General features: G+C 37.0%; 10 protein-coding genes. 5 read left to right on the forward strand and 5 right to left on the reverse strand.

Annotated features, from left to right (window positions below; translation table 11 throughout):
• Positions 1–304: 304 nt before the first annotated feature.
• Positions 305–919, forward strand: coding sequence for a response regulator transcription factor (locus BLR30_RS02835; protein WP_089854373.1), 615 nt, complete (start codon positions 305–307; stop codon positions 917–919).
• 121 nt (positions 920–1,040) lie between these two features.
• Here BLR30_RS02835 and BLR30_RS02840 read toward each other — a convergent pair whose 3' ends face one another.
• The 5 genes from BLR30_RS02840 to ppk1 form a co-directional block, all read right to left on the reverse strand.
• Positions 1,041–4,082 carry a choice-of-anchor I family protein gene (locus BLR30_RS02840; protein WP_089854377.1) on the reverse strand — a complete coding sequence of 1,014 codons (3,042 nt, stop codon included), beginning with the start codon at positions 4,080–4,082 and terminating at the stop codon, positions 1,041–1,043.
• A gap of 189 nt (positions 4,083–4,271) precedes the next feature.
• Positions 4,272–4,424: a hypothetical protein gene (locus tag BLR30_RS17645; RefSeq protein ID WP_175443587.1), complete on the reverse strand. Its 153-nt coding sequence runs from the start codon at positions 4,422–4,424 to the stop codon at positions 4,272–4,274.
• The gene (locus tag BLR30_RS02845) at positions 4,421–5,074 is read right to left on the reverse strand and encodes an NAD-dependent epimerase/dehydratase family protein (RefSeq protein WP_089854382.1); all 654 of its coding nucleotides are present in this window, start codon (positions 5,072–5,074) and stop codon (positions 4,421–4,423) included. The genes BLR30_RS17645 and BLR30_RS02845 overlap by 4 nt, the downstream gene beginning before the upstream one ends.
• A 307-nt stretch (positions 5,075–5,381) precedes the next feature.
• The gene (locus BLR30_RS02850) at positions 5,382–6,266 is read right to left on the reverse strand and encodes a Ppx/GppA phosphatase family protein (protein WP_089854385.1); all 885 of its coding nucleotides are present in this window, start codon (positions 6,264–6,266) and stop codon (positions 5,382–5,384) included.
• Positions 6,263–8,335 (reverse strand): polyphosphate kinase 1, encoded by a 2,073-nt coding sequence (gene ppk1 / locus BLR30_RS02855; RefSeq protein ID WP_089854389.1) that lies wholly within the window; start codon positions 8,333–8,335, stop codon positions 6,263–6,265. Before ppk1 ends, BLR30_RS02850 begins: the two co-directional genes overlap by 4 nt.
• A 392-nt stretch (positions 8,336–8,727) precedes the next feature.
• Between ppk1 and dnaK the strand changes: the two genes are divergently transcribed.
• The 4 genes from dnaK to BLR30_RS02875 all read left to right on the forward strand — a co-directional run bounded on the left by dnaK (position 8,728) and on the right by BLR30_RS02875 (position 12,125).
• Entirely contained in the window at positions 8,728–10,623 is a 1,896-nt protein-coding gene (dnaK, locus tag BLR30_RS02860) for a molecular chaperone DnaK (RefSeq protein ID WP_089854644.1), read from the forward strand.
• Positions 10,624–10,878: 255 nt separating this feature from the next.
• Entirely contained in the window at positions 10,879–11,130 is a 252-nt protein-coding gene (locus tag BLR30_RS02865; protein WP_139164574.1) for a hypothetical protein, read from the forward strand.
• Entirely contained in the window at positions 11,123–11,419 is a 297-nt protein-coding gene (trxA, locus tag BLR30_RS02870; protein ID WP_089854396.1) for a thioredoxin, read from the forward strand. The genes BLR30_RS02865 and trxA overlap by 8 nt, the downstream gene beginning before the upstream one ends.
• Position 11,420: 1 nt before the next feature.
• The gene (locus BLR30_RS02875) at positions 11,421–12,125 is read left to right on the forward strand and encodes a thioredoxin domain-containing protein (protein ID WP_089854400.1); all 705 of its coding nucleotides are present in this window, start codon (positions 11,421–11,423) and stop codon (positions 12,123–12,125) included.

Raw genomic sequence — 12,125 nt, forward strand, 5'->3', positions numbered from 1 at the left:
TATATGTGTTATTTTTGTAAAAAAATATTTACGGTGCTATATGGGGATGTGTGCTTGTAATATACTTTTTTATTCATACGCTTTCGAGGTTTAATAATTTTTAACGATGTTAAAAATTATTTCAATTTTTTGAATTCCGGAAATTTCGGGATAGTAGAATTGTGTGTTGAAACGCCCTTAAACAGAGGAGAAATGTATATTATAATGCTGTGTAATTGGTCTGTAACTTGTATTGAAAATATAAAAAAAATGAGACAAACTTTTTTCCATTCTTCCGGGAAATTTTATTTAAAAAACTAACTCTATGAAAAATATACTCATTGCTGACGGTCATTATGTTGTAAGGACAGGTACAGCTCTGGTGCTAAAATCAAAACTTCAATATCCTTGTAACATAGATTTTGCAGAAACCTATTCTGAAACGAAAGAAATGGTCTCTGAAAATACGTATGACCTGTTGATTATTGATATCGATATACCAGGCAGTATCTTTAAAGCAATGGTAAAAGATCTGAAGAAAAAACAGAAACATCTCAAAATTCTATTTTTTTCCACCTATGATGAAAACGTAGGGATACAATATATTGAAGAAGGCGCAACGGGATATCTTAGTAAGGGTGCCACAGAAGCAGAAATTCTGACAGCTGTAAGCAGTATGTTTGAAGAAGGCTATTACTATACGATGAACATGATGAAGAAGCTGGTGACTCATTCTACAAACAGTCATTCTGTAGAGCGGCTTTCAAAAAGAGAATTTCAGATTTTCAAACTGCTGGCACAAGGAAACGGAAATATTGAAATATCAAATATCCTGAATCTTAAAATGTCTACCATAAGCACTTACAAGAAAAAAATCTTCGAAAAACTGAAGGTGAAAAATGTGGTTGACCTTGTGCGAATTTATGATGATATGCATTAAGATAAATGGTGAAATTTTAAATTTTCACCAAATTATTTTTTTAAGGACATTGTAAGATTTTGAGTTTAATGAAAAAAAAGAGCCCCAACCGAGGCTCAATTCAATCAAATAATATTACATTCTATTTTACAACCACTCTTTTCATATGTCCTTCGGAGGTCTTTATGAGATAGACTCCGGTAGAAAGTTTCGAAGTATCAATGGTTAAAGCATTCTTTTCTTTACCGATTAGTTTTCCGGACATATCATACAGCTCATAACCCTGTGCTCTGTTGAAATAAAGCGTATTTCCTTTCGCAACCGGGTTCGGAAATATGTTGAATGTGGCTTTCTCATTTTTCATTTCACCTGTTGCCAGACTACCAGCGCCGGTAACTTCATACATTGATAAGGTTCCGCTGATTTCGTTGGCAAGAATTACATATCCTTTTCCTGTTGTTGTGTTTTCAGGAGCAATATAAATGATTCCCTCCGGACCATTGTCACCGCCATAAGCCGATGTCATACGAGAATTTTTATAATCTGTAAATGTAGGGTTGTTTGGATCTGTGATGTTGTAGACCATTACTCCTCCTGTTCTTTCGAGTGTGATGAAAGCATACGTCTGCCCATTTATATTTCCTAAAGTAACGCCTTCCGGCTCAGGCCCTTTAGCCCGGCTTCTGTTTTTTACGGTATTCGATTCGTTATCGGTATTAAAGAGTAAAGGATAATTTGCCGAGATATATCGCTCAAACTGATCTCCACTGTCATATACAATCTGTTGGGTATCTGCGTTGAAAATTGAAAAAGAGCGTGCTCCTAAAGCTGCTATTTCTTCAAAGTCCGCATCACTGTCGGTATTTCCGGTAGCATTGGAAACCCTGAATCTTCCAAGGTTGTAGGAAGCTTTTAAAATAGCTGATTGAGGGAATAATGAAGCGTCCAGTGTATAATTATTGGCTCCAACCGTCGTTCTTTCGCTGAATCCTGAAAGATCTTTTTCATCGCCCTCGTTAGCAGTTACGATATAATGGGTATTCCCAACCTTGTAATTCTGAACAGCATCCGGAGTGTAATACGTTTTTACCGGCCAGTTGGCAATTAGAATTTCATTGTTGTTATCGGAAGTATCAAAGCCGTTTCCGGGAATGCTCATATCTTTTTTACCTAGTCCCCAGATTTCTGTAATGGTTTTTGTGGCTAAATTCACTTCGGCCACTGCATTATTTTCCTGAAGGGTCACCCAGGCTTTCTGGCTGTCGGAGCTAATCGTAATGTATTCAGGTTCGAGATCCTGAGAAAGCGTGTTATTGGTTCTTACTTTTCTTAGACCTGTTGCTGTTAAAGCTGCTACCTGCGAATCGAAGGCATTAAAATTAAGTGTTGTTACATTGCTTTGGGTAAGATTGGCAACTCCTCCAGAAATATCAATGATGCTTATTGTTCCTTCCGGATCTACCGTGTAGGCATCGTTCGGTTCTCCTTCATTGGCGGTCATTACTTTTGTGCCATCCGGAGAAAAAGTAATCATATCCGGTAATGCACCTACTGTTACCTGTTTAAGGAAATTACCGTTAATGTCAAAGAAAACGACTGAGCCGTTCTGCTGTGGATTGGTATTAGGTGACGCGGCAGCAATGATCCCGTTCTTTACGGCAATGCTGGTAATACCACCATAAGGAGCCATATTAATGGTATTGATTACCGATGGTGTAGTTGGATTGCTGAAGTTAATAATGTCAAAAACATCAGTGATTGAACTGATTGTAAATAACCTCTGAGTTGCAGGGTCATGAACGACAATTTCCGTAGAACTATTGTTGTTTCCTGACGGATCAAAACTTCCGATATAATTTAATGCGATTTGATGGGAAGGAGTCGGCGCAGCCTTGTCATTGTCAATAATATAAACAGTAGCATTAGGATCTCCGGAAATGGTTGCGCCTACGGGATTTTCAAGGCTTACCACGAAATATTCGGCCTGTTGCTCTTCTAAAGTGTCATCAATGATGGGAATATTTACGGTATAGCTCGTTGTAGATGAATTAATATTGATAGTCTGATTCGCTAAAGTAAAATCATTATTGTCTGCAGTACTGAACGGAGCTGGCTTTACCACAAGATTTACGGTAGCGTTTGACGGATTGGTAACATTTAATTTAAATGCTAAAGTTCCTGAGTTTTCATTGACCTTAATAAAATTTTTTTCTAAAGAAACTGAAGTTCCGCCTGTTGTAAATGTTGTGGCTGTTACCAATGTCACCGCATTATCACTTGTATCCTCAACAGTATTTGGTTTTAGCGCCAGATAATACGTCTGATTAGGACCTAAAACTGTTGTTGGTATGATGGTAATCTTATTATTTGAAAAAGTAGTTGTGAAAGGTATCTGAGTTCCTGAAGCATTCCCCAAACGGAAATCAACAAGATCTTGTGCATTAGAATCGTTTATGGCAGAATCATCGATTAACCTTACATTTTCATTAAATGAAATAGTAGGATTTATAGTAGCTAAAACATTATTCGCATTATTTGAAGGAAGATAAGTGACAGTTGGCGGTGTAGTGTCTGCTCCGTTTATTGCGGTCGCATCTACGGTAAAATTGTCGAAGCGGTTATTTCCTCCCGTTCCTCCTCCGGTAGCAGAAAATTCTACCTTAAGCTTAAAATTGGGATTATTAGCCACACCTGCTACTCCGGAAAGATCAAATGTAATCAATTGCGGATTAGCATCTTGAGGAGAAACAGTCTGATATGGCTGAAAATTAGTTCCGTCCGTAGAATAAGACCATGTCTGTGTCCCTGCTCCTGAACCTGATCTTCTTGTCGTAAATTTCACCACAACATTTTGATATCCTGTCGTTGGCAGATTGAACTGGAGGTTGCCGTTAATAGGAATATTATATCTTAAATGGCTACCGGCAGCATCTCCATTTCTTGCATTGAGATTTTCAACGCTAAAATTTTGTCCTGTACCGCCTGCGAAATCTATTTCAGTTGTGCCGCTAATTACGGCATTCATTGATCCTCCGGTTAGGCTTAACGTAGGAGTTGTGATGGATGCGACAGAAGTATTATTATTAAAATTCCAGTAATGGATAAGAGATGTCTGCCCGAAAACTGCTCCCTGAAGGAAAAATGCAGCTATTACAGAACCTTTTAAAAAGTAATGATTAATCATTTTTGCTGATATTAATTTATGCAAAAATGAAACTTCTCCTTTTTAAATATTTTAAGTTAATTTTAATAAATGATTAATAAATAGGTTAATATTATCAGATGCGATGAATAAAATGTAAAACCGTAAATAATGTATCGTTATTAGAAAGTCCCAAAAACGATTTTTTAATTTCACTGTATATCAGTTTTTTTACTTGGATACGTGTCCTGAAAAATTCAGGTTTTTCCCTGTAGTTTTCCGTCCTTCAAGAGGATGTTTCTGCATATAAAAAAATCCCGAAATAGCAGTCAGAACCAATAAAATAAAAGCAACCAGAAAAATTCTCTTTATCATTTCTTTCATATTGCAAGATTTTTAATGTCCTTAATTTCTAATGTTGAGGTGGGATATCCTTTTTGCACCGCATTGATCATTGCTCTGCCCACTTCTTGTAAAGTTAATGATTTTGATGGGAATATAGCAGGAAAAAACCAAATAAAAGGTTTGAAAAACCATTTTACATTTTTCTGACCTTCAAGAGGTTTCATAAATCCGGGACGAAAATTGTACACACCGCGGAATCCAAGTTTTCTTAAATCATTTTCTGTTTTTCCTTTTACCCTTGCCCACATAAATTTACCGCTTTCCGTTTTGTCTGTATGAGCACCAGAAACGTAGTTGAAAACCATATCAGGGTTTTGTGTCAGAACAGCTCTGGCGAAATGCATTGTGGTGGCATATGTGATTTTGGTATATTCTTCTTCGCTCATGCCTACACTGCTGATGCCGGCACAAAAGAAAGTTGCATCGTATCCTTTAAAATTTTCATCATTAAGATCAATTTCAAGAAAGTCTGGAACAATATATTCTTTCAGTTTTGCGTGCTTTTTTCCGGCAGGTTTCCGGCTTACACTCAGTATTTCTGAAACATTGGGATTCTCCAGGCATTCCATCAGAACGCCTTCGCCCACCATTCCTGTAGCTCCTGTCAGGATTATTTTAATTGAGTTCATTTTTATAATGTTATTATTATTCCTGACGTATCTGATGGGTTTTTGCTTTATATGATTACCCAAAATTGAGATAAATTTTATAGGATATGTTTTGTGAGAACTTTAGTCAGTACTCCGCCTATTTCTTTTTTCGGAAAATACTTCTGAAACGACAAAGTCCTAGCCCCGATTGAGCGGTATGTTTGAGCTCTTTTCTGTTTTCGGCGGGCGAAGCCCGCCGAAAACAGAAAAAGCGAGTAGCGAAAGCGGGAAATAGCTACCAAAAAAACAGTCGAAAAATGACTGGTTTTAAGTGTATGTTCAATAATTACTTCTTGTCTGCTAATTTGCTGTAAATATTATGAATCAGCCCGTCTGCAACAGAAATCTTCGGAACAAAAATTCTGCTGATTTCCGACCACGACATTACGTTGTTGAAAATTTTCAGGGCGTGAACCAAAACGTCTGCTCTGTCTTCACGGAGGTTGTATTTGGTCATTCTTTCATCGACGGTAAGATCATCAAATTCCTTGTACACTTTCTTCAGGTGAGAAAGAGACATTGGTTTGCCGTCTTTGATCTTGCTCATCGAGAATACTTTGTTTATATTTCCTCCCGATCCAATAGCAACGATTGGTTTTTTGCTGTTGATATTTTTTCTGATTTCCTCCTTCATATCTTTCCAGTTGTCAGGAGTTACCAGATTATTCAGCAGTCGGATCGTACCGATATTGAAGGATTTTTCATAAAGCATCTTTCCGTTTTCATAAAAGGTGAGCTCGGTAGAACCTCCGCCTACGTCGATATACAGATAGGCAAATTCTTTATCAAGAGCCTCCGCTATATGGTTTTCGAACACTAAAGAAGCTTCCTCATCTCCTGAAATAATTTCAATATTGATTCCTGATGTTTGTCTTACTTCATTGATGATATCTTTTCCGTTGGCAGCATCACGCATAGCGCTTGTAGCGCAGGCTCTGTAATGTTCAACCTTATACATTTTCATGAGATCGCTAAAAATCTTCATTGAATCAATCACCATTTTTTCTCTTTCTTCGCCGATTTTTCCAAGCGTGAAAACATCCATCCCCAATCTTAAAGGTATTCTCAGTAGATTAAGCTTAATGAATTCCGGTTGCTTATTGTTGATTTTTACTTCATTAATTAACAGTCGGGCTGCGTTACTTCCGATGTCTATGGCTGCAATCTTCATTTTTTGTTCGTTTTGGCATGTAAGTATCGATAGGTTTCAACCTGAGAACGGCATTCTTCTTTACTGTTGTGAATATACTCGTTACTCAATTTTTTGTCTAAAATACGCGCTTTAACATTATCCATCAACTGGATGTCAAGAATGTCTTTTAGTTCTTTTTTTAGATTTTTATCAGTGATTTTAGCCGCAGCCTCAATTCTGTAATCAAGGTTTCTCGTCATCCAGTCTGCAGATGAGATGTATATGTCTTCAACACCTTTATTATAGAAATACATTACCCTGGCATGTTCCAGGTATTCATCGACAATGCTTATGGCTTTAATTTTTTCTTTAAATTCTTTCTGATTAACGGCACAGTATATTCCTCTTACGATCATTTTGATGTGAACTCCCGCATTAGCAGCCTCATATAATTTTTCAATCAGAGATCTGTCACTCACCGAATTGGCTTTTATAATCATCTCAGCATGTCTTCCTGCTTTAGCTTCTTCAATTTCTTTATCAATATGATAAACAATTTTTTCGCGCATGAATTGCGGACAAACCAGAAGATTTTTGCAGGTTTTCAGTACGGGCAAATAATCATCTTTTGGCTTTTTAAGAACATTGAAAACCTTATTAATATCTGCCATTATTCCGCGGTCTGCGGTCATCAGTAGATGGTCTCCGTAAATTCTCGCCGTTTTTTCATTAAAATTTCCGGTACTTACAAATCCGTACTGAATGGTTTTGTTGTGAGATCTTTTCTTGATTACACAAAGCTTGGCATGCACTTTCTTGTTTGGTAGTCCTATTAAAACCGTAATTCCTTCCGGTTCCAGCATTTCTTTCCATTCAAGGTTGGATTCTTCATCAAACCTTGCCTGAAGCTCAAGCATTACCGTTACTTCCTTGCCGTTTCTCGCCGCGTAAATGAGCGCATTAATGATTTTTGAACTGCTCGCAAGACGGTATGCCGTGATCTGGATAGACTTTACATCCGGATCCATTGCTGCTTCACGGAGAAGATCAATAACGGGATTGTATTTATGATAAGGAAATGTCAATAGTACATCGTGTTTCAGAATAACATTCGTTACTCTTTCGCCGTTTTCAAAATCAGGATGAGTGAAGGATGTTCTTTCTACAGGTCTTTCATACTTTTCAAAAACATCAGGAAAATCCATAAAATGTTTGAAATTATGAATTTTTCCACCCGGAATAATGCTGTCTTTTTTCGTTAAATTTAATTTGCGGATAAGCATTTCCAGCAGTGCTTTATCCATATCTTTGTCAAAGACAAACCGTGTAGGTTTTCCTTTTCTTCGGTTTTTCAGACCTTTCTCGATTTTTTCTGCAAAATTGGTTCTGATATCGTTATCCAGATCCAGTTCGGCATCTTTAGTTACTTTAAAAGCATTGGCAGAAAACTCATCATACCCGAAATAAGAAAAAATATGGGGTAAATTGAAGGTAATTACATCTTCGAGTAGCATTACATTCTTTTCCTGTGGATCATCGGTCGGAAGCAGTACAAATCTTCCCACAAATCGGGACGGAATTTCAATAATCGCATAATTACTGGAATACTGCCAGTCTTTTTTTCTCATAGCCACGCCCAGATAGAGACTTTTATCTCTCATATAAGGCATCGGCGTATTTTCATGGAGCAGAATAGGAATCACATTAGATTCTACCACTTCGTCAAAATATTTTCTGACAAACTCTTTCTGTTCTGCTGTTAAATTTTTTGCAGTTTTAATAAAAACATGATGATCCGCCATCTCTCCCTGAATTTTTCTCCAGGTTTTATCAAAATTCTGCTGATGTCTGATGACGATGTCATTAATCTTTTGAAGGATCTTTGAAGGAGGCTGGTAAAAAGATTCGGCAATCACTTTTTCCTTAAAATCCATGGCGCGCTTTAATCCGGCAACACGCACTCTGAAAAACTCATCCAGATTATTAGAAAAAATTCCTAAAAAACGGATTCTTAAATGTAAAGGGACTTTTTCGTCCATTGCTTCCTGAAGCACCCTTTCGTTAAAGGCAAGCCAGGTAATATCTCTCGGATTAAAATGTAATGACATTCGCTAGTTTATAATTTATCAAAAATAATGATTCACCCTTTCTCAAAGAAATTTTTCAACATTAAGCTTTAATTAAATTTAAGAATAAGATCTGCTGAAATTTATTTTTTGTAAGTGATTAAAGTTATTAAAAAATCTGCCAGATATAAAATAACCTTTTGAAAAATTTTAAGAGAATTCTAGCCCTAATAAATACGTGACATTTTTTATAAAATTAAAATTTATGACATTAAAGAATATGCTTGAAATGTCCTTGTTTACTTGTCAGAAAAACTTTTGTTCTTATGTTTTTCACCTGAATGTGTCAATTTGTCACAAAATATTCAATGGTATAAATATTGAGAAATAGAGAATGTAAATTAAAATTAAAAATTAGAAAAAATAAAAATATTATGAGTAAAATAATCGGAATTGACTTAGGTACAACCAACTCTTGTGTTGCTGTAATGGAGGGAAAAGACCCTGTTGTTATTCCTAACGCAGAAGGTAAAAGAACCACTCCTTCTATTGTAGCTTTCACAGAAGATGGTGAGAGAAAGGTAGGTGATCCTGCAAAAAGACAGGCTGTGACCAATCCTAAGAAAACAGTATATTCTATCAAAAGATTTATTGGTACACACTTTAAAGAAGATGCTAAAGAGATCTCAAGAGTGCCTTATGAAGTAGTATCTGGTCCTAACGATACGGTAAAAGTAAAAATTGACGACAGAGAATATACGCCACAGGAAATTTCTGCAATGACGCTTCAGAAAATGAAGAAAACTGCGGAAGATTATCTTGGTCAGGAAGTGACAAGAGCGGTAATTACTGTTCCTGCTTACTTTAACGATGCACAGAGACAGGCTACCAAAGAAGCTGGTGAAATTGCCGGTCTTAAAGTAGAAAGAATTATCAACGAACCTACAGCTGCGGCGTTAGCTTACGGACTTGATAAAAACCATAAAGATCAGAAAATTGCTGTGTACGATCTTGGTGGTGGTACTTTCGATATCTCTATCCTTGATTTGGGAGACGGTGTATTTGAAGTATTATCTACAAACGGTGACACGCACTTAGGAGGTGACGACTTTGATGATGTTATCATCAATTGGATGGCAGATGAATTCAAAGCTGAAGAAGGTGTTGACTTAAAATCTGATGCGATTGCATTACAAAGATTAAAAGAAGCTGCTGAAAAAGCTAAAATCGAATTATCTTCTTCTCCACAAACTGAAATCAACCTTCCATATATTACAGCTACGGCTACAGGTCCTAAGCACTTAGTAAAGACTTTAACAAAAGCTAAATTCGAGCAGTTATCTGCTGACCTGGTAAGAAGATCTATGGAGCCTGTTGCTAAAGCTTTGAAAGATGCAGGTTTATCAACTTCAGATATCGATGAAGTAATCTTAGTAGGTGGTTCTACAAGAATCCCGATCATTCAGGAAGAAGTAGAAAAATTCTTCGGTAAAAAACCTTCTAAAGGAGTAAACCCGGATGAAGTTGTAGCCATTGGTGCAGCGATTCAGGGAGGTGTATTGACAGGTGATGTAAAAGATGTTCTTTTATTAGACGTTACACCGCTTTCTTTAGGTATTGAAACAATGGGTTCTGTTTTCACTAAATTAATTGAAGCGAACACGACGATCCCAACTAAAAAATCTGAAGTATTCTCTACGGCTTCTGATAATCAGCCTGCTGTAAGCATCAGAGTAGGACAGGGGGAAAGACCAATGTTCAATGATAATAAAGAAATCGGTAGATTCGACCTTACAGATATTCCACCAGCGCCAAGAGGTGTTCCTCAAATCGAAGTAACTTTCGATATCGATGCCAATGGTATCTTAAGTGTTTCTGCTAAAGATAAAGGTACAGGTAAAGAGCAGTCTATCAAAATCCAGGCATCTTCAGGTCTTTCTGACGAAGAAATCGAAAGAATGAAAAAAGAAGCTCAGGAAAACTCTGCAGCGGATGCTAAAAGAAAAGAAGAAGTTGAAATCTTCAACAAAGCAGACGGATTGATCTTCCAGACTGAAAAGCAACTGAAAGAATTCGGTGAGAAATTATCTGCTGATAAGAAAGCAGCAATCGAAGCTGCTCACGGAGAATTGAAAACCGCTTTTGAAGCTAAAAACGCAGACGATGTAAAAGCTAAAACAGAAGCTTTAGACGCAGCTTGGATGGCCGCTTCAGAAGAACTTTATGCAGCTGGTCAACAGCCGGGAGCTGATGCAGCCGGTGCACAAAACGCAGGAAATGCAGGAGGTACCGATGATGTGCAGGATGCAGATTTTGAAGAAGTGAAATAATAACATTAAAATAGTTATAGATGCGGGGTGAAACATTGTTTTATCCCGCTTTTTTATTAATCACTGAAAGAATAATGGCAAGCTTCTGTGGTACGTATTTTTGACGTTAAAAATAATTTCGCTATGTGATCCAGGTTACTGAAAAAAGGAAAAATAAACTATAATTTTGTAATGTAGAGAATAAGACTGTTTCTAAGGGTATTGTTGGTAAATCCTTACACATTAGTTTATTAAATCACAAATTATACATATGAAATGATACAAAATATAGTTAAAAACTGGAACTTTGCACGGTTGCTGCGTCTGGCAATGGGCGTTTTCCTTGTCGTGGAGGCAGTAAAATCAGGAATGTGGCTACTTGTCGTTGTTGGAGCAGTTTTTGTTGCTATGCCTTTATTCAATTTAGGATGTTGTGCGTCGGGAAATTGTTCCATACCGAATAAAAATTCAGTACAAACAAACGATGAGGTAGAGTATGAAGAAATAAAAATAAAACAAAATGAATAAATTTCAAGAACTTATCAATCAGGATAAACCTGTCTTGGTAGACTTTTTTGCAGAATGGTGCGGTCCATGTAAAATGCAGGCTCCCATTCTTCAGGATTTAAAGAAAAATATAGGCGATACTGCAAGTATTGTTAAAATTGATGTCGATAAAAATCAGGCAGTGGCAGCGCAATTCGGAATCCGAAGTGTTCCTACACTGATGATTTTTAAAAACGGAGAAGTAAAATGGAAGCAATCCGGTGTATTCCAGGCTGATGAACTGGAAAAATTAATCAGGCAAAATATTTAAAATGTATAAAAATATAATTGTTGTATTTTTTCTTATCGTACTTACAGGATGCAGCAAGGCACAAAACGGTAAAAATGAAAGCAGTCTTCCTGCAACAGAATTTTCTAAAAAATTGGATCAGACAAAAGATGCGCAGCTGGTAGATGTAAGAACGCCGGGAGAATTCCGTAACGGACATCTTAAAAATGCAATGAACATCGACTGGAATGCAGATGATTTCACAGAAAAAGCAAAGGTGCTGGACAAAGAAAAACCCGTTTTCCTGTATTGTATGAGCGGACCGAGAAGTACGGCGGCTGCGGCTAAGCTTCAGGAAATGGGGTTTAAAAATGTCTATGAAATGCAGGGCGGAATGATGAAATGGAGGAATGCCAACCTTCCGGAAATTAAAGTTTCGACATCTGCCGGAATGAGTCTTGCCCAATACAATGAGATACTGAAAAGCGAAACACCAGTTTTAGTTGATTTCTATGCAGAATGGTGCGCGCCATGCAAAAAAATGGAACCCTATCTAAAGAAAATGTCATCTGAAATGCCCGATAAAGTAAAAATTATCAGAATCAACGCCGACGAAAACACCGAACTCTGCAAAGAACTGAACGTATCTGCACTTCCCGTATTGAAACTGTATAAAAAAGAAAAATTAGTATGGAATAATCTCGGTTTCGTGACGGAAGATGAAGTGAGGAAACGTATTATACAATAG

The organism is Chryseobacterium taeanense (assembly GCF_900099685.1).
In the GTDB taxonomy this organism is placed as follows: Bacteria; Bacteroidota; Bacteroidia; order Flavobacteriales; family Weeksellaceae; genus Chryseobacterium; species Chryseobacterium taeanense.